Here is a 24,599-nt window from a genome sequence, read left to right on the forward strand (position 1 = left end):
CCATCACCACGGTGACACCGTGCTCCACGCCTCTCGAGCCGATCTGGCCGCCGTCGTGCGTCTTCTGCGCGACGAGGATGGTTTCAACATGTGTCTCGACGTCACTGCCGTGGACTACCTCACCTATGAACCGGATCGGGCTTTGCCCCCCGGGGTCACCCCGGAGCGCTTCGAGGTTGTCGTCACCTTGATGTCCCACTCGGAGCGTGGGCGCCTTCGTTTGCGGGTGCAGGTGCCCGGGGACGACCCCACCTGTCCTTCGCTGTTTGATGTGCACCCGGGCAGCGAGGCCAGCGAGCGCGAGGTGTTCGACCTCTTCGGCGTGATCTTTGAAGGCCACCCCGACCTCACCCGTATTTTGATGCCGGAAGATTGGGATGGCCACCCGCTCCGCAAGGACCACGCTATGGGTCGCATCCCCGTGCAGTTCAAAGGCGCCGACCGCCAGGACGCCCGCTGATGACCACCGTGGAGCCGCGTCGCTCGGGGATAGAAACCTCCGAGGGGGCCCAGGAGATGACCGCTCGATCCTCCGCCGGGGCGAAGGAATTGCTCCGCGAGTTGGGAGCGACGCTGCGACTTTCGGAGTCTGAGGCAGCCGAACTGGTGAGCGAGGGACCCTCTGAAGATCAGACAATGATCATCAACATGGGTCCGCAGCACCCCTCTACGCACGGGGTGTTGCGCCTCATGTTGGAACTCGAGGGGGAAACGGTGCTGCGCACCAAGCCGATCGTGGGCTACCTGCACACCGGCATGGAGAAGACGGGCGAAGATCTCACCTATCTCCAGGGCGCCACCAACGTGACCCGCATGGATTACGCGGCTCCGTTGTTCAGTGAGTTGGCCTTTGCGCTCACCACCGAGAAACTCCTGGGCATCGCCGAGGACATCCCGCCGCGAGCGCAGTGGATTCGGATGCTTCTCACCGAGTTGAACCGGATGACCTCGCACTTGCTTTTCCTGGCCACCAACGGCATGGATATGGGCGCGGTCTCGATGATGCTCTACGGCTGGCGTGATCGTGAGGAGGGACTCCGCACGCTCGAAATGATCACGGGCCTGCGCATGAACCACAACTACATACGCCCCGGCGGGGTGGCGGCGGATCTCCCCGACGGGTGGCGCGACCAGGTACTCAAGTTCCTCGATGGCGTGGCCCCGAGCCTCGCCGAGTACGACGTGTTGCTCACGGGCCAGCCGATCTATCGCGAGCGTCTGCAGGGGGTGGGCATCATCACGGCCGAGGAGGCCATCGCCTTGGGGGCCACTGGCCCCATCCTGCGCTCTACAGGGGTCCCGTGGGACCTCCGCCGCGATCTTCCGTACCTGCACTACGACGAGGTTGATTTCGATGTGGTGGTGGGGAGTTATGGCGACTGTTTCGATCGCTACGCCATCCGCATCAACGAGGTTCGGGAGTCGATCAAGATCATTCGGCAGATTCTCGACCAACTGCCTCGCGGCGACTATCGGATTCAGGACAAGAAAGTAACCCCGCCGCCGCGAGCCCGGATCGACGAGTCGATGGAAGCGCTCATCCACCACTTCAAGATCTTCACCGAGGGCTTCAAGGTGCCCGCGGGCGAGGCCTACGCGGCCGTTGAGTCGCCGCGCGGCGAATTGGGTTGCTACATCGTCTCCGACGGCACCTCGAAGCCCTACCGGATGCACATCCGCGGTCCGAGTTTCGTCAACTTGCAGACCCTTCCGCACATGATGCGGGGGGGTCTGATCGCCGATGCGGTGGCCGTGATTTCCAGCGTGGACCCGATCATGGGTGAGGTCGACCGCTAACGCCTTCCCCGCTTCTGTGCTTCGTGGGCTCCCTCAGTTCGGCCTCGGTGTTGGTGGGCCACTACGTTGCACAAAGCACCCCCCGACCCTTCGGGTCTTCCCTATACGGACTTGTGCAAGGATTCACAAAGATGCCCCGGTTCACCGCCGACAACACGATCCTGGCGCATGAGATCATCACCCGATACCCGCGCCCGAAATCGGCCCTCATCCCGCTCCTGCACCTGGCCCAGGAGCAGGACGGCTACGTGGCCGAGGACGCCATGGAGCACATTGCCGAACTGATCGGAGTCACCGCCGCGGAGGTGTTGGGCACCTGTTCCTTCTATGAGATGTTCAAACTGGCGCCGGTGGGGGAGTACCTCGTCAACGTGTGCACGAACATCGCCTGCCTGCTGGTGGGCGGTGAGGAGTTGCTGCACCACATCGAAACTCGCCTCGGCATCAAGCCCGGTAATACGACCGAAGACGGCAAGTTCACCGTCGAGGACGTGGAGTGCATCGCCGCCTGCACGGAGGCCCCGTGCCTTCAGGTGAACTACCGCTATTTCTACCGGGTCACCCCCGATGCGGCCGATGCCCTCATCGACGATCTGCTCCACGATCGGCGCCTGGACGAGATTCCCAAACACGGCGTATTGGCCCGAACTCGCCAGCAGATTCCGGCCGCCACGCGGGCTGGCAATGCGGTGCCGGGCGAGGCGGAGGAACCCGTGTGGCTCCGTAGTGCCCGAGCGGAGGTGAGCCCGTGACTGTCACCGACGCCCCCCCCATTGTGTCCACCCGATTCGCCCTCGACAATGGGCACACGCTCGATGGCTATCTCGCCACCGGCGGCTATCAAGGTCTGCGCGCCGCGCTGGCCATCTCGCCCGCCGCCGTGGGCCAGGAAGTGAAGGCGGCGAGCCTCTTGGGCCGCGGCGGAGCCGGCTTTCCCGCCGGCACCAAATGGGGTTTCTGCCCGCCGGGAGTGTGGCCTCGTTATTTGGTGGTGAACGGCGACGAGTCCGAGCCGGGTACCTACAAGGACCGCCTCCTTATGGAGAAGGATCCGCACCAACTCATCGAGGGCGTGCTGATCGCCTCGTATGCCATTGGGGCCGCCCAGGCTTTTCTCTACGTGCGCGGTGAGATGGCGTTGGCCCAAGAGCGCATCGCTCAGGCCCTGAACGATGCCTACGCGGCGGGCTATATCGGGAAGAACATCCTCGGTACCGATTTTTCACTCGATGTGGTGCTTCACTGGGGGGCCGGCGCCTACATCGTGGGGGAGGAGACGGCCCTCATCGAGTCGCTCGAGGGCAACCGCGGGATGCCCCGCCTCAAACCGCCCTTTTTCCCAGCCGCCAAGGGCCTCTATCTGCAGCCCACCGTGGTGAACAACGTAGAGACTCTGGCCAATCTCCCCTGGATCATGACGAACGGGGGCGCACGGTTTGCCGAACTGGGCGCCGAGACCAGCCGCGGCATGCGCCTCTTCTCGGTGTCGGGTCACGTAGTGAAGCCAGGTGTGTACGAGGTGGAGCTTGGCGTCACGACGTTTCGTGATCTCATCTTCGACCCCGCCTACGGCGGTGGCCTCAGCGAAGGTCGATCCCTGAAGGCTTTCATACCTGGGGGCGCGTCGGCCCCCTGGTTCTACGAGGAGCACCTCGACATCCCGCTGGAAGCCGGTGCGGTGGGCGCGGCCGGTTCGATGCTCGGTTCGGGGGCCATCGTGGTCATGGACGACACCACCGATGCCGTGAAGGCGTGCTGGCGAGTGGTGCGGTTTTTTGCACGCGAGTCGTGCGGGAAGTGCACACCATGTCGAGAGGGCACGAGTTGGCTTGAGAAGGTGCTCCGCCGCATCCTCGACGGCGAAGGTCGACCCGACGACATCGCGCTGCTGCTCGACGTCTGCGACAACATCAGCCCCGGAATCGCCTGGCCCCCACAGCAGACCACCATCTGTCCCCTGGGTCCCTCGGCGGTGTCGCCGATCGCCTCGGCCATCGTGCGCTTCCGTGACGAGTTTGTGGCCCTCTGCGGAGGTACCGGCGAGTCGCCGGTTGCCATTACCGGCAAGGCCTACCTCCCGAAGCCGAACGAGGTCGCCGGTGTCTGACATCGCCAAGGCGCCGGCCGAGACGGTGATCCTGACCATCAACGGAAACGCCGTGGAAGCCAAGCCCGGTGAGCTGGTCATCGAGGCGGCCGAGCGCACCGGCACCTATATTCCGCGCTTCTGCTACCACTCGCGGCTCGAGCCGGTGGGCATGTGCCGCATGTGCATCGTGGAGATCGACACCGGCCGCGGCCCCGCTCTCCAGCCGGCTTGCATGATCTCCGTCGCGGCAGAGATGAAGGTAGATACCGAGAGTGCCATCACCAAGAAGGCACAGGACGGGGTGCTCGAGTTCCTGCTCGTGAACCATCCACTGGACTGCCCGGTGTGCGACAAGGGCGGCGAGTGCCCCCTGCAAGACCAGACCATGTCCTACGGCCCCGGCGAGAGCCGGTTCGTGGAAGAGAAGCGACATTTCGAGAAGCCGATCATGATCAGCGATCTGGTGGCGCTCGATCGGGAGCGCTGCATTCTCTGCGACCGTTGCACCCGGTTCGCCAAGGACGTGGCGGGCGACACGCTCATCCATTTCCAGGATCGCGGGAACCAGACGCAGGTCAATACCTTCCCCGATCATCCTTTCGCCAGCTATTTCAGCGGCAACACCGTGCAAATCTGTCCGGTGGGGGCGCTCACCGCCAAGCCCTATCGGTTCAAGGCTCGCCCGTGGGATCTCGATCAGGCCGAGAGCACCTGCACGTCGTGCTCGATGGGGTGTCGCACGCTCGTGCAGGCGAGCCGCAATGAGGTCCTTCGTTATCAGGGTGTCGACATCGATCCGGTGAACTGGGGGTGGCTGTGCGATAAGGGGCGTTTCGGTTTCGAAGACATCGGTCATCCCGACCGTCTTGGTGCTCCGTTGATGAACGACGGCCATGCCCTGGCGACCACATCCTGGGGCGCCGCCCTTACCCGGGTGGCCGCGGCCATCAAGGAGGCCAAGCCTGGTCGTATCGCGGTGCTGGGGGGCGCCCGCCTCACTAACGAATCGGCTTACGCGTGGGCGAAGTTGGCCAAGGGTGTTATCGGCACCGACCATGTTGACGCCCAACTCGGTGACGGCCTACCGGCCGAAGTGATCCTGGGTTTGCCGCGCGCCACCATCGATGAGGCGTGCGCGCCGGGCGGCACCGTGTTGCTGCTGGCCCCGGATCTCAAAGAGGAACTGCCGGTTCTTTTCCTGCGGCTGCGCCATGCCGTCACGAACGACAACGTGACCGTGGTGGAGATTGCCCCGCGCCGAAGTTCCGTGTCGGACCTGGCCGCCGCCACGTTGTTGCCCCTCGCCGGCACCGCCGGTGATGTGGTGGCCGCCCTGCTCGCCGGTCCGCCGGCGCAGGCGGTAGGGGGCGTGGAGCCCGATGCCCTGGCCGCCGCCGCCGCTCTCCTGGCCGCCGGGCCGGTTACGGTGATTCTTGGTCGCCCGAGTGTGGGTGAGTCGGCCGATGTTGTGGTGGCCGCCGCCGCTGCTATCCACGCGGCGCACCCCCACGTGCGGTTCTTATCGGCGCTGCGTCGGGGCAACGTGCACGGGGCGTTGGACATGGGCCTGAGCCCCGGTCTGCTCCCCGGCCGCACCACCTTGGCCGCCGGGTCGGACTGGTATCGCGAGGCGGGATGGGCCCACCTGCCCAGCGAAACCGGTCTGGACGCTCGGGGCATCCTCGCCGCCGCCGCCCACGGGAAGATTGATGTGCTCATCTTGCTCGGGGCTGATCCGCTGGCCGACTTCCCCGATGCCGATTTGGCCGGGCAGGCCATCGCCGGCTCGGGCACAGTGATTGCCATCGATCGTTTCCTCACCGGGTCGGCCCAGCGGGCCGACATCGTGCTGGCCGCCGCCGGTCCGGCCGAAGTGACGGGCACCACCACCAACCTTGAGGGCCGCGTGAGTGCGGTGATCCAGAAGATCACGCCGCCGGGCACGGCCCGGGCCGATTGGATGATGGCCGCCGAGATCGCCCGCCTCTTGGGCCACGATCTGGGCCTCACCTCCTCCGAGCAGATCTGGGCCGAGGTCGAACGGCTTGCCCCCAGCCATGCCGGTATTAGCGGAGAACTACTCCGCTCCCCGGCGGGGAGCGATGGAGTGGTGGTCGGCCGGCTGAGCGCGCGGGGATCCGGGGTGGCTGATGCCTTGGCGGTGGTGACCGCTGACGAAGCGGCGGTGGCCGAGGAATCCGCCTCCGAACCGGCCCTTCCCCCGGAACCGGTGCGACCGGCGGTGCTGTCCTTCAGCGCCCCGGCAGTGGTGGGGATTCCGGCGGTGAACGCCTACCGTTTGCGGCTGGTGGCCACCCGAAAGTTGTATGACCTCGGTGTGGGCACCCAGCACTCCCCGAATCTGGCGGGCCTCACGTCGGGAACGGATCTGCGGTTGCATCCCCACGACTTCGACCACCTCGGCATCGAGCCGGGGGCCATCGTGACCGTCACGGCGGTCACGGGTTCGGTCACCCTCACGGCCTTCCCGGATGCCGGAGTGCCCAAGGGGGCCGCCGCCGTGATCATCAATCAGCCCGGCGCCGCCACCGGATCGCTGATCGACGCCGATGCGCTGGTGACCGACGTACAGGTGACCAGCGTCTGATGTTCGCGCTAGATCCGCTCTTCTCGGGCAACTTCGACATGGCGGTGTTTTTGATCGTGCTGGGGAAAGTGGTCATCGCTTTCGCCCTGCTGCTCGTGTCGGTGCTGTTCATGGTCTGGTTCGAGCGGAAATTGCACGCCGACATGTCGAACCGCCTCGGCCCCAACCGAGCGGGGCCTTTCGGCATCCTGCAAACGCTGGCGGACGGCATCAAGTTCTTCTTCAAGGAAGACCTCTTGCCGGACCGCGCCGACAAACGGATATTTATCCTGGCGCCGTTCCTGTCGCTCGTGCCGGCGTTTCTCGTCTTCTCGGTGATTCCCCTGGGGGGCGTGTTCACCGCCGAGAAACAGGGCATCGTGACCGTCTTCGGCCGGGAGACGTATGTCCAGCTGGCCGACCCCCCCATCGGTGTTCTGCTCATCCTGGCGTGTTCGTCCATCGCCGTCTACGGCGTGATGTTGGCGGGCTGGTCGTCGGGATCCAAATACCCGCTGTTGGGGTCCGTGCGGGCCTCGGCACAGATGGTTTCTTACGAAGCCGCGCTCGGTCTGTCGGTGATCGCGGTGGTCATGTTGACGGGCTCGCTCTCCACCCACGACATGGTGCTGGTGCAGGCGGGGGAGGGGTTCGGCGGCATCCTGCCGCGCTGGAACCTCATCGCCACCGGGGTCGTTCCCTTCGTGATTTTTGTGATCGCCGGGACGGCCGAACTCAACCGCCCGCCCTTCGACCTCGTGGAGGCTGAACAGGAACTGGTGGGCGGGTTCCACACCGAGTATTCGTCGATTCGGTTTGCCCTTTTCTTCCTGGCGGAGTTCATGAACACCGTCACCATGTCGGCCATCATCGTCACCCTCTTCCTAGGCGGTCCCGCCGGTCCCACCTTCTTCGGTCCGGCGTTGATGTGGGGTCCGATCTGGTTTGCCGGCAAACTTTTCCTGTTCCTCTTCATGTTTGTGTGGTTGCGAGCCACCCTCCCTCGGTTCCGCTACGACCAACTCATGGACCTGGGGTGGAAGGTGCTGATCCCGATCTCATTGGGTTGGATGCTGCTGTTGGCGAGCCTGAACGTGGCCGAGGATGCCGGATGGTCCACCTTCGTGGTGGCCGGGGCCGCCCTGCTGATCGGCCTGGCGGCCTACCTGATGCTGGCCGGGGCCATAGCCACATCCGCCCGTCGGCGCGAGCAGGCCGAACTCGAAGGGAGCATCCGCTGATGGGTAGTTATCTCAAGGGGTTCAAGATTACCTTCGGGAAGCTCTTCAAGGGCACGGAGTCCGGTCGGATGGTGACGGTCCCGTATGTGAAGGACAGCGGTCCGAAGCGCCACAAGCCCGAGCGTCTGCACGGTCGCCATGTCCTCAACCGTTACGAGGACGGTATGGAGAAGTGCATTGGCTGCGAATTGTGCGCCGGGGTATGTCCGGCTCGCTGTATCTACGTACGGGGCGCCGACAATCCGCCCGATGAACCGGTGTCGCCCGGCGAACGATTCGGTTTCATTTACGAAATCAACTACCTGCGCTGCATCCACTGCGACCTCTGTGTGGAGGCCTGCCCGACCGAGGCCATCACCGAGTCGAAACTTTTTGAGTTCTCGTTTACCAATCGCCAGGACGCCATCTACACGAAGGCCGAACTCGTAGTGGACGACGACGGCCTTCCGCAGCAACTGCCCTGGGAAGACTGGAGCGACCTCGACAAGGTGGCCGCCCAATCTTCCGCCTGGGTACGCGCCACTTCTCCTTCGGGCAATGCCCTCTACGAGGGCGTCGTGGCCTGGTCCGGTGAGTTGGGCTTTGGCGTGAAACCCCCCGAGGTTGGCCAGAGCGAGCCCGAGGCTGTGCCACCGGCGCCGCTGGAGGGCAACGCGGATGCCCCCGAGCCGACTGGCGGGCACCACTGATGCACGTCTTGGAAGGCCTCACTCCTGAACTGGTGGTGTTCGTCCTGGCTGGCTCGGTGTGCATCGTGGGAGCGCTGGGCGTCGTGCTCAATGCGAATCCGGTCCACTCCGCCCTGTCGCTGGTAGCCACGCTGTTCGGTGTGGCGGTGTTGTTCCTGGCCCAGGAAGCGAATTTTCTGGCGGCCGTGCAGATCATTGTGTACGCCGGCGCCATCGTGGTGCTGTTCCTCTTCGTGCTGATGCTGCTGGGGGTAGATCGGGCCGAGGACCTCTCCGTCGATGCCCTCGGCGGGGGCCAGCGGGTGGCCGCGTGCATCGTGGGTCTCGGAATACTGGCGCTGCCGTTGTTGGCCTTTGCCTCCACCGGGGGCGAGGCCACCGGAGCCCGTCCCCCCGCCACCGCCGCCAACGCCATCAACAAGACGATTCCCGACATCGCCCAACTCGGTGAGTCTCTGTTCACCACCTATATCTTTGCTTTCGAGGTGACCTCCGTCCTCCTGGTCATCGCCGTGGTTGGTGCGGTGGTGCTGGCCCGCAAGGTGAAGCGAGCCGACTACGTAGAGGATCCGTTGGCGTCGACGGTGAGCGAGGTATCGACGTGATCGCCATCGCTCAGGTCACCCCTGTGTGGTATCTCATCCTCGCCTCGGTGGTGTTCGCTATCGGCGCGGTAGGCCTGTTGGTGCGCCGAAATCCGCTGGTCATGTTCATGTGCGTCGAGTTGATGCTGAACGCCGTGACGCTCACCTTTGTCACGTTCTCTCGCATGCTCAACGACGTGAACGGGCAGACGGTGGTGGTGTTCGTCCTCGTGGTGGCTGCCGCCGAGGTCGTGGTGGGCCTGGGCATCATCGTGGCCCTTCTCCGCAAGCAGCCCTCGGCTACCGCCGATGACTTGACGGTTCTGAAGGGATAGCGGCGTAGATGCTTGATCTCGTGTGGCTCGTCCCGGCGTTGCCGCTAGCCGGGTTCCTCATCCTGGTGGTTCTGGGTCGTCGGATGGGCGAGCCCGGCGCCGGCTGGCTGGCGACGGCGATGTGTGGCGGGGCTTTCGTGGCCACGGCCATCGTGTTGGCCGGGATGATCGGCGAGCAGGGAGAGGACCGTCGTCACCTGCTCACCTTGTTCGAGTGGATCAAGGTGGGGGGTTTCCGCGTTGAGGTGGGCTTCCTGGCTGATCCGCTCTCGATCACGATGGCCCTGTTCATTACGGGCATCGGAACGCTGATCCATCTGTACTCGATCTCCTACATGCACGGGGATCCGAAGTTCTCGAAGTTCTTCATCTACATGAACCTCTTTGTGTTCTCGATGCTGATGCTCGTGTTGGGAAGCAACATGCTCGTGACCTTCTTGGGTTGGGAAGGGGTGGGGGCGTGCTCGTACCTGCTGATCGCGTTCTGGTTCAGCAAGGACGCCAATGCATCGGCGGGCAAGAAAGCCTTCGTGACGAACCGCATCGGCGACTGGGGCTTCATGTGCGCCATGTTCCTCACCTTCGCCGCGGTGGGTTCGCTGGACTACTCAGTGGTGCTGGAACAGGCGCCCCGCATCGCACCCGCCACGGCCACGGCTATCGCGCTTTTGTTGTTCCTGGGCGCGTGCGGCAAGTCGGCCCAGTTGCCGCTCTTCGTGTGGCTGCCCGACGCCATGGCGGGCCCCACGCCGGTGTCGGCTCTGATCCACGCCGCCACCATGGTGACCGCCGGCGTGTACCTGATGACCCGCGTGAGCCCCATTCTCACGCAGAGCTACGACTGGGCGCCGAGCATCATTGCCTGGGTGGGGGTCATCACGGCGCTCTTCGCCGCCACCATCGCGTTGGCCCAGACGGATATCAAAAAGGTGCTGGCCTATTCCACCGTGAGCCAACTTGGTTTCATGTTCCTGGCGATTGGCTCCGGCGGCTACGTGGCCGCCATTTTTCACATGATCACCCATGCGTTCTTCAAGGCATTGCTCTTCTTGGGGGCCGGCTCGGTCATTCACGGATTGCACGACGAGCAGGACATGCGACGCATGGGCAATCTCAAGAAGTACATGCCGATTACGGCGGCCACCTTCATCGTGGGGTGGCTGGCCATCGCCGGGGTGCCCCCCTTTGCCGGTTTTTGGTCGAAAGACGAGATTCTTCTGAACGCCTACGAGAAAAACCCGGCCCTGTGGTTCGTGGGTCTGGTGACGGCGCTTCTCACGGCCTTGTACATGAGCCGTCAGGTGTTCATGGTCTTCTTCGGCGAGGAGCGATGGAGGGACTCCGACCATGCCGCTGCCCCTGAGCCGCATGAGTCGCCGTGGAAGATGACGCTCCCCCTCGTCGTGCTGGCTGGTCTGGCCACGGTGGCCGGCGCTCTGGACTCGCCCTTCGGTAGCCGCTCCGACTTCCTCGAGCGCTGGCTCGAGCCAGTGGTGGGGGAAAACGAGCAAGCGGTCACCGTCGCCACCTCCGCGCAGATCGGCCTGGGGGTGCTGGCGGTGTTGTGCTCACTAGTGGGTATCGCGGTGGCCTATCGGATCTATTACCAGCGCAAGATGGAGCCGATCGAGCCGGCGATCATGGCGGAGGGGTGGAAGTACGACACGTCCATCGCGGCCTTCATGGGGGGACCGGGTCGCAAGGCGTTTGAGGCCACCGCCGCCTTCGATGGCACCGTCATCGACGGGGCCGTGAACGGCGTGGCCACGCTGGTGCGCCGCAGTGGGGTGCATCTGCGAAAGGTCCAGAACGGGTTCGTGCGAACGTACGCTCTCGGCGTGGCGGTGGGTGTGGTGGCCTTGCTGGCCTACTTCCTGTCTCGGGTGACGTTCTGATGCTCACCACCCTGCTGGCGGAGGTCAGCGCCAACAACGTGGTCACCACGCCGTTGACGCAGGCGGTGGTGTTGCCCTTCCTGGGGGCCATCGTCGTGTCGTTGATTCCTCGTGGTCGCGCCGAACTGCATCGGGTGGTGGCCCTGCTGTTCGCGGTGGCTACCGGTGCGCTCACGCTGGCGTTGTTGGCTGGGTTCGATCGCCAGGACAGCGGGTTCCAGTTCCAGGTTAATCGCGTGTGGATCAGCGATTTCGGTATTTCGTGGCACCTCGGTATCGACGGTATTTCGTTGTTCCTGGTGGTGCTGTCGGGGTTCCTGTTCCCGCTCGCCATGGTGGCGGTGACCCCGGCCCATGACCCCAAGCCCTATTACGCCTGGCTCCTCGTGCTTCAGGGTGGCTGCATCGGGGTGTTCTGTGCGCTCGATCTCTTTGTGTTCTTTGTGATGTTCGAGATCGTGCTGGTGCCGATGTACTTCCTCATCCTCGGGTGGGGTTACGCCGACCGCGTGTACGCCGCCTTGAAGTTCTTCATCTTCACGATGTTCGGCTCGGCGCTCATGCTGGTGGGCATCGTGGCGTTGGCGTTTTTGAACCGAGACGGAGTGGTGGAGGCCAACCAAGCCCGGGTGGCCACCATCCAATCCGAGATGGCCACGGTGCAGGCCAGCCAGGTGCTCTCCGGGCCCGATACCCCTGTGGACCCAGCCACTGCGGCCAGCCTGGCGGCCGGCGAAGTTCGGATCGAGCGACTGCTGAACCCGAAGCTCAACTTCGATCTCGTCACCATTGCCGAGAGCCAGACCGTCACGGATACCTCCACCGGGGCCAGTCCCTTCGACTGGGGGGCGGCTCGGTGGATCTTCCTGGCCTTCGCGTTGGCCTTCGCCGTGAAGGTGCCGCTGTTCCCGCTGCATACGTGGCTTCCCGATGCCCATACGCAGGCCCCCACGGCGGGATCGGTGATTCTCGCCGGGGTGATGTTGAAGCTGGGGACCTACGGCTTCGTCCGCTTTGGCCTCTACCTGTTGCCGGAACCGTCGGTCTTTTTTGCCCCTGCGCTCGTGACGCTGGGGGTCATCGGCATCATCTACGGCGCCGTGGTGGCCACGATGCAGAAAGATCTCAAACGTCTGGTGGCCTATTCGTCGGTGGCCCATCTTGGGTTCATCATCCTGGGCATTTTCGCTCTCACCACGGTGAGCATCGAGGGCGGCGTGGTGCAGATGTTCAACCACGGAATTTCCACCGGCGCCCTCTTTTTGTTGGTGGGGATGATTTACGAACGCCGTCACACCCGTGACATCTCCTCCCTCAAGGGCTTGCAGAAATCGGCACCGATCCTCGCCGCCGTTTTCACCCTCGTCATGCTGAGTTCGATCGGTCTGCCTGGTCTCAACGGATTCGTGGGTGAGTTCCTTATCCTCGTCGGGTCGTTCCTCACCCGGCGATGGTTCACCGTGGTGGCCGCCGCCGGGGTTGTGTTGGCGGCGCTCTACCTCCTTTGGGCTTTCCAGCGGGTGTTTCACGGCGAACCGGATGAGGAAAACGCCGATATGGCCGACATGAACTGGCGGGAGGGCCTGGTAATGGCTCCCTTGCTGGTGCTCATCGTGTTCCTGGGGGTGTACCCGAAGCCGATGCTCGACCGTATCGAGCCGGCCGTCGCCCGTCTGGTGAGCCACGTGGAGAATTACTCCGACTACACCGAGCCGGCCGTGGCCACTAGGGGGGTGGGCGTTGACGCCCCCGACGAGGATGGTGAGTGATGCTGGCCAGCCTCTGGCAACAAATCCTCGACAGTCCCGTGCCGATCGACACCGTCGACCTGGCCTGGTCTGGTTTGGCTCCGATCATGATCCTCATCGGGGGTGCGCTGCTGATCCTGGCGGTGGATTCCCTCGTGCCGCGTCAGCTGCGAGCGGGGAGTTATGCCCTGGCTACCGTGCTCCTGGCGGCGAGCGCGATGGCGGCGGCGGTCCCGCTGTGGCAACGAGTTCAGGACGCCGAGCGCGGCCCGTTCTCGGCGGCGGCGGGTGCCATCGTGGTCGACGGGTTTTCGGTTTTCGCTACGTTCGTGATCCTCTCGGCGGTGATCCTGGCCGCCTTGTCCTTTGACGGCTGGCTGCGACGGGAGGAGATGGACGGTGCCGAGCCCTACGTGCTCATGCTGCTGTCGGCCTCGGGTGGCGTGATGATGGCATCGGCCAACGATCTCATCGTGATGTTCCTCGGTCTCGAGATCCTGTCGATTGCCGTGTACGTGCTGGCGGCGATGCACTTGCGCAAGATCACCTCGCAGGAAGCGGGGGTGAAGTACTTCGTGCTGGGGGCCTTTTCGTCGGCCTTTTTCCTCTACGGCATTGCCCTTATTTACGGTGGCACCGGGTCGACCAACCTCGTCCACATCTCGAACTATCTGTCCGCCACGGTTCTGGGCGATAGCGGCCTGGTGCTGGCTGGTTTGGCACTGCTGCTGGTGGGCTTTGGCTTCAAAGTGGCCGCTGCCCCGTTCCACTTTTGGGCGCCTGACGTGTACCAGGGTGCCCCCACGCCGAGTGTGGCTTGGATGGCCAGTGGGGTGAAGGTGGCGGCGTTTGCCGGCCTGCTGCGAGTCTTCTACCTGGCCTTTTCCACCTATCGGCTCGACTGGCAGCCCGTGATCTTTGTGTTGGCGGTCCTCACCATGCTGGTGGGTTCGGTGTTGGCGGTGGTTCAGACCGATGTGAAGCGCATGTTGGCGTACTCGTCGATCAACCATGCTGGCTTCATTCTGGTGGCCGTGCAGGCGGCTACCGCCGCCGGTGTGCAAGCCGCTCTCTTCTATCTGGCCGCCTACACATTCATGGTGGCGGGCAGTTTCGGCGTGATCGCAGTGGTGAGCCGCAAGGGCGACATCGGCACGAGCCTGGATGATTACCGGGGGTTGTCGCGTGATCGACCCGCGTTGGCGTTCGCCTTTGCGGTGCTCCTCCTCGCCCAGGCGGGCGTGCCACTCACCTCGGGTTTCTTCGCCAAGTTCTACGTGATCACCGCGGCCATCGAGGCGGGTTCCTCCACCCTGGCGATCATCGCCATGGTCACGGCGGTGATCTCGTCCTACGTCTATCTCCGCATCATCGTGGCGATGTACGTGGCCGGTGATGACGTCCCGGCGCCCCGTACGATTCCACTGCCCGCCGCCGCTGGGTTGGCGCTGGTGGTGAGCCTCACGGTGACCATGAGCGTGGGCGTCTTCCCGGGCACCCTGGCCTCCCTTGCCGAACACGCCACGCCCGTGTTGATTCAGGAGTCCGTTCCGGCGGCGGTGGATCCGGCGGCGGTCGATCCCAGCAGCGTTCCGCCCGGCCCCTGATGCGCTGGCGTGCCCCGATGTCGGCGCGGCGGTCGTCTCCCTCCTCATGACGCCAGGCCCCACGTCCCTCTCCGATAGCGATCTCATCGAACTCGCCCAGGCGGGGGACGGGGATGCGTTTGTCACCTTGTTGCGCCGCCACGACCCTCGCATGCGCACCGTGGTGTATCGGATTCTCGTGGATCACTACCGGATGGAGGCGGTTCTTCATGCGGCCTATGGGGAGGCCTTTGCCGGCCTGCGGAGGTTCCGGGCCGGCGGGGATTTCGCATCCTGGCTCTATCGGATCGTCTACAACCGCTGTATCGAGGGCGTCGCCACTCCCGCACCGACGCCCCGGCACCGGGCCCGGAAGCCGGGGTCGAAGATCATGACGGCGTCAGAGGCCGTGGGTCAGGCCCTCATCGCCCTGCGATTGGACGAGCGCGTCGCAGTGGTGCTGGTGGATGGCGAAGGTTTCGACCGGTCGGTGGTGGAGCAGATACTGGGGGTGGACCCCGCCACGCTGGATGAGCGTCTCCGTGTGGCCCGAGCCGACCTCGGTCTGGCGCTGAGCGAGGGGGAGGCGTGAGCGCACCCGACGCGCCCGGCGGGCCCGACCTTTTCACCCAGGACTTGTTGCGACGCCTCGCCATCCCTCCGCATGAGACCCGATTTTGGGATGACCTCGAGCGGGCCATGGCCCGGGTCCCCCCGGGGCGGCCCGATCCCACGAGGGAGCGGCCCCTGCCGGGGTCGTCGGTCCCGGTGGCGGCCACCAACGATGACCGGGCTCTGTTACCGAATGCCATGCGCCATCGCGGCAACGTGGCGATCGTGGCGTTGGTGGTCCTTGCGTTGGTGGTTGTGCTGGTCGCGGCCCGATCGTTGGTGGCCGGCCGCTCGGAACCGGGGCGGCCATCGGTCACCGGTTCCACCGCCACGACGCTGGCGGGGCCGCTGCGAATCGTTCCCGCACAGGCCCGGCTTGCGGTCGATTTCCCACTGGTATCGGGCGAAATGGGTACCGTCGGGGTGGCACCGTTGCGGACCGAGTAGCGGCCGCGATCCACGCTGGGGGGCGGTCTTGGTCGGCCCGAGGGGGGTTCACTAGGCTCAGCCCTCGTGTCTGACTTCCTCCGCGACTACCTCACGGTAGGCATTTTTGGTCTCACTGGGGTGGCACTGGTGGGCTTACTTCTCGGCCTCGGAAGCCTGTTGCGGCCCACCCGCCCGCAGCCTCAGAAATACATCAACTACGAGTCCGGGGTGGATCCGGTGGGCACGGGTTGGGGACAGAGCAACGTCCGCTACTACATCTTTGCTCTCCTCTTCGTCATGTTCGATGTGGAAGCCGTATTCATCTTCCCCTTCGCCACTCGCGTGGATGCCTACGGGTGGTTCGGCCTGATCGAAATGGGCATCTTCATCGTTGTGTTGGCCTTGGGCCTTCTCTACGCCTGGAAGAAGAAGGTCCTGCGATGGGTATGAGCAAGAGGGTGGAGGGCTGATGGGCCTCGTCGAGAGCGGCAAGATGCCCAAGCCGCTGACCAAACTGTTGAACCTCAGCCGCAAGTACTCCATTTGGGCGTACCAGTGGGGTCTTGCCTGTTGTGCCATCGAAATGGGGGCCGCCTTTGCGTCGCCGCGCTACGACGTGATGCGCCTCGGGGTGATCCCGTTCCCGGCCAGCCCTCGCCAGGCCGACCTCGTGGTGATCTCGGGAACGGTTACCGACAAGATCGTGCCGGCCATCAAGCGCCTCTATGAGCAGATGCCCGACCCGAAGTACGTCATCTCCATGGGCAGTTGCACGAACTGCGGCGGCCCGTACTGGGATAGTTATTCCGTCACGAAGGGTGTCGACCAGATCATCCCCGTCGATGTGTACGTCCCTGGTTGCCCGCCCCGTCCCGAAGCTCTGCTCGAAGGTGTCGTGTTGTTACAGGAACGGATCCAGAACGAAGATATGGCAGCGCGCTGGAGGGGTGAGCAGGACCGCCAGGAGCCGATCATCGTTGGCTGAGGACACCGCCACCGCGTCGGCGGAGGCTCCCGAGATCGTGGTCGACGAGCGCCGCGAGGAGTTGCGGGCCGTGTTCGTCGCGCACCTGGGCGATGCGGTGCTCGACAGCGTCATCAAACCCGGTGACGGTTTGTGGATTCGCGTGGCTACCGACGCGTGGGCCGAGGCGGGCCGCGTAGCCCAGGACAAGGCGGACTGTAAATATTTCGACTTCCTCTCGGCAATCGATTGGTTGCCGTCGCCCTACGGGCGCTACGAAGACTCCGCCCTTGATGTGCCCTTCCCTCCGCCGATGCCGGAGCGTTCGGCGGCAGTGCCGGGGTACGCAGGGGGCGAGTCTCGGCTGCAGGTTCTGGCATCGGTGGCGAAAACCGGAACCGACCTGCGCGTGTTGCTGAAGGTTGATGTGCCCGACGACGATCCGCGCCTGGCCACCTGGATTCGCACCTATGCCGGGGCGGCTTGGCATGAGCGGGAGACGCACGAGATGTTCGGGATCTCCTTCGATGGCAACGCCGACATGCGGAACCTCTACCTGCCCTCTGAGTTTGAGGGCTATCCGCTGCGCAAGGAGTTCCCTCTGCTCGCTCGGGTTGTGAAGCCCTGGCCCGGGATTATTGATGTTGAACCCATGCCGGGCGACGACGAGTCGTCCGAGGGGGAAGGGACCGAAGAATGACACTCACCGATGCCCAGCAACTCGGCTACATCAACGCGCAGGCCGCCGACGGCCGCGTGAACGTCGAGCTCGAGACCGATGACGGCATGGTCCTCAACATGGGGCCCCAACATCCCGCTACCCACGGCACTCTGCGCCTGGTGGCCCGCCTCGACGGGGAGCAGGTGACCTCCGCCGATGTGATGTGCGGCTACATGCATCGTGGCTACGAGAAGCTGTGCGAGGTTCGCTCGTACCCGCAGGTCACCACGTTGGTGAACCGAATCGACTGGCTGGGCAGCTTTGCCAACGAGGTGCCCTTCATCCTGGCCGCCGAGCAGTTGATGGAGGTTGAAGCTCCGCCGCGAGCGCAGTGGATTCGCACTTTGCTCTTCGAGCTCTCCCGCATCGCCAACGTCAGCCTCTTCATCGGTGACCTCGCCTTGCAGCTCGGTGCCCAAACTCCCGCTTTCTATGCCTTCCGCGACCGCGAGTTCGTGCTCAATCAGATCGAGTCGGTCACCGGAGGGCGTTTCCACCCCAACTTCGACCGCATTGGCGGCCTCAAAGACGACCTCCCGAAGGGGTGGATCGCCGAGACCAAAGCTGCCATGGTGCGCCTACGGGCGTTCTGTGACGAGATGGAAGGCCTTGTCTACGGCAACGAGATCTTCCAATCTCGTACTCGTGGGGTGGGGGTTATTCCGGCCGCGGTGGCGCAGTCCTACGGGTTGAGTGGCGCCAATCTGCGGGGCTCAGGCGTGGACTGGGATCTCCGCCGTGATGCCAATGTGGGGCTGGTCTATGACCAACTGGATTGGAAGGTCTGGACCCACCCCGACGGCGACAGTTACTCGCGTTGTTGGGTGCGGCTGCAGGAAGTGCGGGAAGCCACCAAAATTGTCGACCAGATCTGCGATGGCCTGCCCAGCGGGGCCATCATGGCCAAGGTGCCGCGCATCATCAAGGTGCCGGCCGGGGAGGCGTACATTGCCACGGAGAATCCGCTCGGCCAGATGGGCTACTACGTGGTGTCCAAGGGCGACACCGGCCCGTTCCGAGTAAAGATCCGCTCGGCGAGTTTCAACAACATCTCCATCGCCCCGTGGCTCCTGCGCGGCGTCTACGTGCCCGACATCATCACGATTCTCGCCAGCCTCTACTTCATTCTGGGAGATATTGACCGATGATTTCTTTGTCGGTGCTGGGGGTGGAGCTTGCCTATTGGCAGGTCACCTCGCTGCGCGTGCTCGGGGTGCTGTTGGCGGTGGTCCTGCCGGCCGGAGCGTTTGTCTATCTCTTTCTGTTCAAGATGATGAGTTTCATGCAGAGCCGCCTGGGTCCGATGGAAGCAGGGCCGTTTGGCTCGATGCAGCTCCTCGCCGAGGTCGGCAAGTTCCTACAGAAGGAAGACATCGTTCCCGAGCGGGCCGACCGGCGGCTTTTTTTCATCGCTCCGTACGTCGTGCTGGCGAGCACGTTCCTGCTCTTTTCGGTGATGCCCTTCGGCCCGGACGTCTACTTCACCAACCTCGATACGGGCGTCTTCTTGGCCCTCGGGCTCTCGTCAGTTTCGGTGATCGGCATTCTGATCGCGGGGTGGGCTTCGGCCAACAAGTACTCCCTCATCGGCGGTATCCGGGCGGCGGGGCAGCTCATTGCCTACGAGCTGCCGATGGTGCTCGCCGTGGTGGGAGTGGTCATCCAGGCCGGCACGCTGAACCTCCAAGGGATCGTGGCCGCCCAACATCAAGGCGAGATCTTCGGTTTCTCCGGCATCGGTAACCCCTTTTTGCTCACTCAGTTCGTGGCCTTCGGGGTGTTCTTGGTGGCCACCCAGGCCGAGCTCACCCAGACGCCCTTTGACATGCCCGTGGCGGAGTCGGAGATTGTCACGGGCTACATGACTGAGTATTCCGGTCTGCGCTTCCTACTTTTTTTCATCGGTGAGTTCGCCACTGCCGGGGCGTTCGCCGCCATTGCCGCCACGCTGTTCCTGGGCGGGTGGGCGTTGCCCTTCGTCTCCCTTGAAGACAACGCGATGAACTTCATTGGCCCGCTGGTGCTCTTCGCAAAGATGCTCATGGTGGGCTTCCTCATTTTCTGGGCTCGCTTCACGTTCCCCCGATTCCGGGAGGACCAGCTCCAGGCCTTTGCCTGGAAATACCTGATTCCCATCGCGCTGGTCAACATCCTGGTCACCATGATTCTGAAGGTGGCGTTCTAGGTGCCCATTCCGAAGCCGCGGCTACCCGGTCTGTTCACCGGCCTCACGATCACCCTCAAGGAACTTCTGAAGACGCTGTTCCCCCGGCGGGGTATCCGCACGCTGATCCCCGCCCCTTCCCTCGGGGCGGTCACCGTGCAGTACCCCCACGAGAGTGAGACGCCGGCCCCTCGGGCCCGGGGGGTCATCGCCCTCAAGGAGGAGAACTGCACCGCCTGCATGTTGTGCTCGCGCAGTTGCCCGGATTGGTGTATCTACATTGAGGGCCATAAGACCAAAGCCCCTCCGCGTCGACCGGGCGGCAAGGAACGTACGGTCAGCGCCCTCGACCGCTTTGATATCGATTACGCGCTTTGTATGTACTGCGGAATCTGCGTTGAGGTCTGCCCGTTCGATGCCCTGTTTTGGAGCCCGGAATACGAGTACTCCGAGCCCCGACTGGCCGATCTCCTCCACGACATGGACCGTCTGACCGAGTGGATGGAGACGGTGCCGGACTTCGAGCCCTACGAAGCGGGTTCGGATGCCAAGGTGCGAAAGGTGCCGCGCTAATGGTGGCGCAGAACGTCTTCTTCTATCTGTTCGCGGGCATCATCTTGTTCAGCGCGTTCCGAGTAGTCACCTCGAACAACGTGGTGCATGCCGCCCTCTACCTTGTCGCCGTGTTGGCCGCGGTAGCGGCGGAGTATGTGCTGCTGGCCGCCGAGTTCGTGGCGGCCACGCAGGTCCTGGTGTACATCGGCGCCATCATCGTGCTGTTTCTTTTCGGCATCATGCTCACCCGGGCCAAGCTGGGTAGCGATCAGGACCTCACCCACCCCCATTGGGCCCTCAGCGCCGCCACGGCCGTGTTGATGTTCGGGGTGATGAGCTATGCCTTGGTCGATCAGTTTCACTGGACCGCCACGCCCCTGCCGGCCGACACAAGGCTGATCTTGGTGGCCGGGTCGAACAGCGCCACGGTGAGCGACTCAGTGTTTACCGCCTATCTCGTACCGTTCGAGGTCGTTTCGGTGCTCCTCCTGGCGGCCCTCGTGGGCGCCATTGTCCTGGCTCGGAAGGACTGACCGTGGACGATCTGCTCCTCAACCAGTTCTTGCTCCTCGGTGCGGTGCTCTTTTGCATCGGCGTGTACGGGGTGCTGGCTCGGCGTAATGCAGTGTTGGTGCTCATGTCGATCGAGTTGATCCTGAATGCCGTCAACATCAACCTCATCGCTTTCGGGGCCTTCTGGGGTTCGATCACAGGGTCGGTCTTCGCGCTCTTCGTCATCGCCATCGCGGCGGCCGAGGTTGGGGTCGGGTTGGCCATCGTCCTGCTCATCTATCGCAACCGCCGGAGCGTCGACCTCGACGACGTGGCTGAGATGAAGGGGTAGGGCTGACCACCATGTGGTTCCCCGACCATGCCTACCTGATTCCGCTGATCGCGGCGGCTTCGTTCGTGCTCATCTTGCTGTTTGGCAAGCGGATGCCCAAGAAGGGTGCCGAGATCGGCATCACGGCGCTGAGTATCTGCTTCGTGATGGCGCTGGCCACCAACGTCCAATGGTTCTCGCACGTCAATTCGGCCGAGCATGAGGCCGAAGTGGCCCAGGAGGAGGGCGAGGCATCCGGGGCGGTGGTGGAGTCGGAATCCACCGGGTCGGCTACCGAGCCCATCGAGTTTGAGGTGGAACCGTCGCGGGCCAGTTGGACCTGGTGGCAGAGCGGCGACGTGACCTTCAGCGTGGGTATGTTGCTCGACGGCCCAGGGGTGATGATGCTCTTCGTCGTCACCCTGATCTCGTTGTTGGTGCACATCTACAGCACCGACTACATCGGAGGCGACCGGCGTTACACCCATTACTTCGCCTTCCTGTCGCTGTTCAGCGCGTCAATGCTCGGTCTGGTCATGAGCGAGACCACCCTCCAGCTCCTCACCTGCTGGGAACTGGTGGGGCTCTGTTCTTTTGCGCTGATCGGCCACTGGTGGGAGGAAAAGCCGAATTCCGACGCGGCCCTCAAGGCGTTCATCACCAACCGCGTGGGCGACGTGGGCCTCATCTGCGGTGTGATCATCCTCTTCTTTGCCGCCGATCAGAGTTTCGACATCGTGACGATCAACGAGATGGCCCTCAACGGCGAGATCAGCCACCTCGCCTTGCTGGTGGCATCCTGCTCGCTCATGGCGGCGGTCATGTCCAAGTCCGGACAGTTCGTCTTGCACACCTGGCTCCCCGACGCCATGGCCGGCCCCACGCCGGTTTCGGCGCTCATCCACGCCGCCACCATGGTGGTAGCGGGCGTGTTCATGGTGGCGCGCCTCTATGGCGTGTTCTTCCAGGGATTCTCTATCGGTACGTCATCGGTGAATCCGCTGGCGGTGATCGGTGCCATCACGGTGATCGGCGGAGCGAGCCTCGCCTTCGTGCAGAAGGACATCAAGAAGGTGTTGGCCTACTCCACGGTCTCCCAACTCGGGTACATGGTGATGGCGCTTGGGGTGGGGGCCTGGACCGCCGCTCTGTTCCATCTCTTCACGCACGCCATGTTCAAGGCGGGGCTCTTCCTGGGGGCCGGCTCGGTGGCTCACTCCGTGCACTCCTTCGACATGACCGAGCACATGGGGGGTATGCGAAAGTTCATGCCCAAGACCTTCGTGACCTTCCTCATCTGCACGGCTGCGCTCATCGGCCTGTTCCCGTTGGCAGGGTTCTGGTCGAAGGACGAGGTCCTCTCGGGGGCCCAGCAACTCGGTGGCGAGGGCGGCTATCTGGCCTTCATGGTGGTGGGCCTGGTTGGAGCCTTTCTCACGTCGCTCTACATGACCCGTTGCATCTACCTGACGTTCTTCGGAGAGGCGAAAGGACATGCCGCCGACGCCGAACACCCGCCGCATGAATCAGGGCGACGCATTCTGGTTCCCCTGTACATCCTCAGCGGCATGGCGATCATCACCGGCTTCGCCAACCTTCCCAATTCGGGGGTGCTCTCCGGTTCCCCCGATGGGGCCTCGTTGCGTTTCGAGCACTTCTACGAGCCGAAGGGGTCCTATTTCCCGGCCGTCTTCGAAACGTTCGACCACCCCGAGTTCAACGTGCTCATCGCTCTTGGGTCCACGGTCATCGGGTTACTCGGAATCAGCCTGGCCTACGCCTGGTACTGGAAGGGCCGCGGACCCCACGGTCTCACCAGTCGCAACAAGTTCGCCAAGGCCGGATACACGGTGCTGGTGGAGAAGTACTACCTCGATCATCTCTACACCGGGATCATCGTGGGCGCGGTGAAGGGGCCGATCGCCCATGGTGCTTACTGGTTCAACCAGAAGGGGATCGATGGTGTGGTCAACGGCGCCGGGGTGGCCGCTGTGAAGAGCGGCAAGTTCGTGTACGAGCGCATCGATCAGGGTGTGGTCGACACGATTGTCAACGCCTCCGGAAGTGCCGCAGGTGGTAGTGGTCAACGTCTACGCAGAATCCAAACCGGGCGGGTACAGCAATACGCCGCCCTCCTTTTTGCCGGTGCCGCCATCCTGGCCGGCATTTTCATCATCGTCATCTAGCCGAGCGCAATCCGAGGACCGAACGGGACCATGGACAACAACGAATTCCTCACCGAATGGGGCCTGACCCTCATGGTTTTCCTGCCGCTGGCGGGGGCGCTATTGCTGATGGTCATCCCAAAGGCCCAAGAGCAGATGATCAAGGTCGCCGCCTTGGGAGCGGCGCTGGCCTCGGGGGCGGTGGGGGTCGCCGTGTTGGCGAACTTCAACTACGACACCTCGGAAAAGCTGCAGTTCGTGGTGAACCGCAACTGGATCGAGGTCATCCACGCCAATTACATCGTGGGCATTGACGGGCTCTCGGTGCCGCTGATCGCTCTCACGCTCCTGATCACCCCGCTCGTGATGGTCTACAGCTGGAATCACTTCCCGGAACCCCACAATCCCAAGGCGTTCCTGATCCTGATGCTCATTCTGGCCACTGGGATGCTCGGTACCTTCGTGGCCCAGGACCTCATCCTCTTCTTCGTCTTCTTCGAGGTGGTACTGCTCCCGATGTACTTCATGATCGGGGTGTGGGGGGGCGAGCAACGCCAGTACGCCTCCATCAAGTTCTTCCTCTACACGTTGTTTGGCTCTGCCCTCATGATCGTCAGTTTCCTGGCCCTGTTTTTTGTGGCCGGTGGCGACAGTTTCTCGATGGTGGATCTGGCCCAAGGGGTGGCTGATCGCAACGCCGCGGGAAACCTGGCGATGATCACCCAGGTGCTGATCTTCGGCGGCATGTTTATGGGGTTTGGCATCAAGGTGCCGATGTTCCCCTTCCATACCTGGCTCCCCGACGCCCACACCCAGGCGCCCACCGCCGGCTCGGTCATCCTGGCGGCGGTGCTCTTGAAACTCGGCACCTACGGATTCATCCGGGTGGCGCTGTTCATTCTCCCGGAGGCCGCCGTGAAGTGGGCCCCGTACATCGGCGCCCTGGCGGTGATCGGGATCATCTATGGAGCGTTGGGCTGTCTCGCGCAGACGGACATGAAGCGGCTGATCGCGTTCTCGTCAGTGGCGCACATGGGTTTCGTGATGCTCGGCATCGCCAGCCTCACCACCTTCGGTCTGAACGCGGCGGTGTTCGGCATGGTCGCCCACGGCCTCATCACCGGCATGTTGTTCTTCCTGGCCGGCTCGGTGAAGGACCGCTTCCACACACTGGAGATCAAGCGCCTTGGTGGGCTCTTGCTGCAGGCGCCGAAACTCGGTTGGATTCTTGGCTTCTGCATCATGGCCTCGCTGGGCCTGCCCGGTTTGGCAGGGTTCTGGGGCGAATTCCCGGCCATTCTCTCGGCCTACAACCCGGCGCCGGCCCTGTCGCAGGAACTGTTCCGCACCTACATGGTGATCGCCGCCTTCGGCACTGTGCTGGCGGCGGGCTACTTGCTGTGGCTCTTCCAACGCACGGCCTTTGGTACCCCCAGCGAGGAGTTTGCCGACGTCGAAATCGAGGATGTGCGGGTGAGTGAGTGGATTGCCTGGGTCCCGTTGCTGGCGCTGATCCTGGTGCTGGGTCTGTTCCCGAACATCATCTTCCACGTCACCGATCCTTTCCTGACGGTGATGGGCAACACCTTTGCGGGACTGAAGTAACTGCTCGTGT

Annotated in this window: 24 protein-coding genes; all 24 read left to right on the top strand. The window is 63.7% G+C overall.

The features are described from left to right. Window positions 1-19: 19 nt before the first annotated feature. The 24 genes from EXQ71_09620 (at window position 20) to EXQ71_09735 (ending at window position 24,589) form a co-directional block, all read left to right on the top strand. Window positions 20-460: an NADH-quinone oxidoreductase subunit C gene (locus EXQ71_09620; GenBank protein MSO87763.1), complete on the top strand. Its 441-nt coding sequence runs from the start codon at window positions 20-22 to the stop codon at window positions 458-460. Window positions 461-516: 56 nt separating this feature from the next. After that, window positions 517-1,797, top strand: a complete 1,281-nt coding sequence (locus EXQ71_09625; protein MSO87764.1) for an NADH-quinone oxidoreductase subunit D — start codon at window positions 517-519, stop codon at window positions 1,795-1,797. Window positions 1,798-1,928: 131 nt separating this feature from the next. Then, the gene (locus EXQ71_09630; GenBank protein MSO87765.1) at window positions 1,929-2,549 is read left to right on the top strand and encodes an NAD(P)H-dependent oxidoreductase subunit E; all 621 of its coding nucleotides are present in this window, start codon (window positions 1,929-1,931) and stop codon (window positions 2,547-2,549) included. Then, a complete protein-coding gene (gene nuoF / locus EXQ71_09635) occupies window positions 2,546-3,904 on the top strand; it encodes an NADH-quinone oxidoreductase subunit NuoF (GenBank protein MSO87766.1) in 1,359 nt (452 codons plus the stop codon). The genes EXQ71_09630 and nuoF overlap by 4 nt, the downstream gene beginning before the upstream one ends. Then, window positions 3,804-6,494 carry an NADH dehydrogenase (quinone) subunit G gene (gene nuoG / locus EXQ71_09640; protein ID MSO87767.1) on the top strand — a complete coding sequence of 897 codons (2,691 nt, stop codon included), beginning with the start codon at window positions 3,804-3,806 and terminating at the stop codon, window positions 6,492-6,494. Before nuoF ends, nuoG begins: the two co-directional genes overlap by 101 nt. After that, window positions 6,494-7,714 carry an NADH-quinone oxidoreductase subunit NuoH gene (gene nuoH / locus EXQ71_09645; GenBank protein ID MSO87768.1) on the top strand — a complete coding sequence of 407 codons (1,221 nt, stop codon included), beginning with the start codon at window positions 6,494-6,496 and terminating at the stop codon, window positions 7,712-7,714. Before nuoG ends, nuoH begins: the two co-directional genes overlap by 1 nt. After that, entirely contained in the window at window positions 7,714-8,403 is a 690-nt protein-coding gene (locus EXQ71_09650) for an NADH-quinone oxidoreductase subunit I (protein ID MSO87769.1), read from the top strand. Before nuoH ends, EXQ71_09650 begins: the two co-directional genes overlap by 1 nt. After that, window positions 8,403-9,008 (top strand): hypothetical protein, encoded by a 606-nt coding sequence (locus EXQ71_09655; GenBank protein ID MSO87770.1) that lies wholly within the window; start codon window positions 8,403-8,405, stop codon window positions 9,006-9,008. Before EXQ71_09650 ends, EXQ71_09655 begins: the two co-directional genes overlap by 1 nt. After that, complete coding sequence (gene nuoK, locus EXQ71_09660) at window positions 9,005-9,322, top strand: NADH-quinone oxidoreductase subunit NuoK (protein ID MSO87771.1); 318 nt, start codon at window positions 9,005-9,007, stop codon at window positions 9,320-9,322. The genes EXQ71_09655 and nuoK (EXQ71_09660) overlap by 4 nt, the downstream gene beginning before the upstream one ends. Before the next feature lie 8 nt (window positions 9,323-9,330). Next, the gene (locus tag EXQ71_09665; protein ID MSO87772.1) at window positions 9,331-11,217 is read left to right on the top strand and encodes an NADH-quinone oxidoreductase subunit L; all 1,887 of its coding nucleotides are present in this window, start codon (window positions 9,331-9,333) and stop codon (window positions 11,215-11,217) included. A 332-nt stretch (window positions 11,218-11,549) separates the two neighbouring features. Further along, entirely contained in the window at window positions 11,550-12,986 is a 1,437-nt protein-coding gene (locus tag EXQ71_09670; protein MSO87773.1) for an NADH-quinone oxidoreductase subunit M, read from the top strand. Next, window positions 12,986-14,572 (top strand): NADH-quinone oxidoreductase subunit N, encoded by a 1,587-nt coding sequence (locus EXQ71_09675; protein MSO87774.1) that lies wholly within the window; start codon window positions 12,986-12,988, stop codon window positions 14,570-14,572. The genes EXQ71_09670 and EXQ71_09675 overlap by 1 nt, the downstream gene beginning before the upstream one ends. 46 nt (window positions 14,573-14,618) lie before the next feature. Further along, window positions 14,619-15,143 (top strand): hypothetical protein, encoded by a 525-nt coding sequence (locus EXQ71_09680; protein MSO87775.1) that lies wholly within the window; start codon window positions 14,619-14,621, stop codon window positions 15,141-15,143. Beyond that, window positions 15,140-15,610, top strand: a complete 471-nt coding sequence (locus EXQ71_09685) for a hypothetical protein (GenBank protein ID MSO87776.1) — start codon at window positions 15,140-15,142, stop codon at window positions 15,608-15,610. The genes EXQ71_09680 and EXQ71_09685 overlap by 4 nt, the downstream gene beginning before the upstream one ends. Window positions 15,611-15,676: 66 nt before the next feature. Continuing rightward, window positions 15,677-16,042: an NADH-quinone oxidoreductase subunit A gene (locus EXQ71_09690; GenBank protein ID MSO87777.1), complete on the top strand. Its 366-nt coding sequence runs from the start codon at window positions 15,677-15,679 to the stop codon at window positions 16,040-16,042. A gap of 19 nt (window positions 16,043-16,061) precedes the next feature. Then, window positions 16,062-16,577: an NADH-quinone oxidoreductase subunit B gene (locus EXQ71_09695; GenBank protein MSO87778.1), complete on the top strand. Its 516-nt coding sequence runs from the start codon at window positions 16,062-16,064 to the stop codon at window positions 16,575-16,577. Further along, window positions 16,435-17,256: an NADH-quinone oxidoreductase subunit C gene (locus EXQ71_09700; protein MSO87779.1), complete on the top strand. Its 822-nt coding sequence runs from the start codon at window positions 16,435-16,437 to the stop codon at window positions 17,254-17,256. The genes EXQ71_09695 and EXQ71_09700 overlap by 143 nt, the downstream gene beginning before the upstream one ends. Next, complete coding sequence (locus EXQ71_09705) at window positions 17,253-18,425, top strand: NADH-quinone oxidoreductase subunit D (protein MSO87780.1); 1,173 nt, start codon at window positions 17,253-17,255, stop codon at window positions 18,423-18,425. The genes EXQ71_09700 and EXQ71_09705 overlap by 4 nt, the downstream gene beginning before the upstream one ends. Next, window positions 18,422-19,462, top strand: coding sequence for an NADH-quinone oxidoreductase subunit H (locus EXQ71_09710; protein ID MSO87781.1), 1,041 nt, complete (start codon window positions 18,422-18,424; stop codon window positions 19,460-19,462). The genes EXQ71_09705 and EXQ71_09710 overlap by 4 nt, the downstream gene beginning before the upstream one ends. Then, entirely contained in the window at window positions 19,463-20,014 is a 552-nt protein-coding gene (locus EXQ71_09715; protein ID MSO87782.1) for an NADH-quinone oxidoreductase subunit I, read from the top strand. Next, window positions 20,014-20,529: an NADH-quinone oxidoreductase subunit J gene (locus tag EXQ71_09720; GenBank protein MSO87783.1), complete on the top strand. Its 516-nt coding sequence runs from the start codon at window positions 20,014-20,016 to the stop codon at window positions 20,527-20,529. Before EXQ71_09715 ends, EXQ71_09720 begins: the two co-directional genes overlap by 1 nt. Window positions 20,530-20,540: 11 nt before the next feature. Next, window positions 20,541-20,840 carry an NADH-quinone oxidoreductase subunit NuoK gene (gene nuoK, locus EXQ71_09725; protein MSO87784.1) on the top strand — a complete coding sequence of 100 codons (300 nt, stop codon included), beginning with the start codon at window positions 20,541-20,543 and terminating at the stop codon, window positions 20,838-20,840. 11 nt (window positions 20,841-20,851) lie between these two features. Further along, complete coding sequence (locus EXQ71_09730; GenBank protein MSO87785.1) at window positions 20,852-23,005, top strand: NADH-quinone oxidoreductase subunit L; 2,154 nt, start codon at window positions 20,852-20,854, stop codon at window positions 23,003-23,005. 72 nt (window positions 23,006-23,077) lie between these two features. After that, window positions 23,078-24,589, top strand: a complete 1,512-nt coding sequence (locus EXQ71_09735; protein ID MSO87786.1) for an NADH-quinone oxidoreductase subunit M — start codon at window positions 23,078-23,080, stop codon at window positions 24,587-24,589. The last annotated feature ends 10 nt before the right edge of the window (window positions 24,590-24,599 follow it).

This window comes from Acidimicrobiia bacterium, from assembly GCA_009694375.1.
GTDB lineage: Bacteria > Actinomycetota > Acidimicrobiia > Acidimicrobiales > VFJN01 > VFJN01.

Bases quoted from the DNA above. Each gene is read 5' to 3' on its own strand.
- EXQ71_09625 (MSO87764.1), top strand. From the start codon at position 517: ATGACCGCTCGATCCTCCGCCGGGGCGAAGGAATTGCTCCGCGAGTTG.
- EXQ71_09630 (MSO87765.1), top strand. From the start codon at position 1,929: ATGCCCCGGTTCACCGCCGACAACACGATCCTGGCGCATGAGATCATC.
- nuoH (MSO87768.1), top strand. From the start codon at position 6,494: ATGTTCGCGCTAGATCCGCTCTTCTCGGGCAACTTCGACATGGCGGTG.
- EXQ71_09650 (MSO87769.1), top strand. From the start codon at position 7,714: ATGGGTAGTTATCTCAAGGGGTTCAAGATTACCTTCGGGAAGCTCTTC.
- EXQ71_09655 (MSO87770.1), top strand. From the start codon at position 8,403: ATGCACGTCTTGGAAGGCCTCACTCCTGAACTGGTGGTGTTCGTCCTG.
- EXQ71_09665 (MSO87772.1), top strand. From the start codon at position 9,331: ATGCTTGATCTCGTGTGGCTCGTCCCGGCGTTGCCGCTAGCCGGGTTC.
- EXQ71_09670 (MSO87773.1), top strand. From the start codon at position 11,550: ATGGTGGCGGTGACCCCGGCCCATGACCCCAAGCCCTATTACGCCTGG.
- EXQ71_09675 (MSO87774.1), top strand. From the start codon at position 12,986: ATGCTGGCCAGCCTCTGGCAACAAATCCTCGACAGTCCCGTGCCGATC.
- EXQ71_09680 (MSO87775.1), top strand. From the start codon at position 14,619: ATGACGCCAGGCCCCACGTCCCTCTCCGATAGCGATCTCATCGAACTC.
- EXQ71_09695 (MSO87778.1), top strand. From the start codon at position 16,062: ATGGGCCTCGTCGAGAGCGGCAAGATGCCCAAGCCGCTGACCAAACTG.
- EXQ71_09700 (MSO87779.1), top strand. From the start codon at position 16,435: ATGTGTACGTCCCTGGTTGCCCGCCCCGTCCCGAAGCTCTGCTCGAAG.
- EXQ71_09705 (MSO87780.1), top strand. From the start codon at position 17,253: ATGACACTCACCGATGCCCAGCAACTCGGCTACATCAACGCGCAGGCC.
- EXQ71_09710 (MSO87781.1), top strand. From the start codon at position 18,422: ATGATTTCTTTGTCGGTGCTGGGGGTGGAGCTTGCCTATTGGCAGGTC.
- EXQ71_09720 (MSO87783.1), top strand. From the start codon at position 20,014: ATGGTGGCGCAGAACGTCTTCTTCTATCTGTTCGCGGGCATCATCTTG.
- EXQ71_09730 (MSO87785.1), top strand. From the start codon at position 20,852: ATGTGGTTCCCCGACCATGCCTACCTGATTCCGCTGATCGCGGCGGCT.
- EXQ71_09735 (MSO87786.1), top strand. From the start codon at position 23,078: ATGGTTTTCCTGCCGCTGGCGGGGGCGCTATTGCTGATGGTCATCCCA.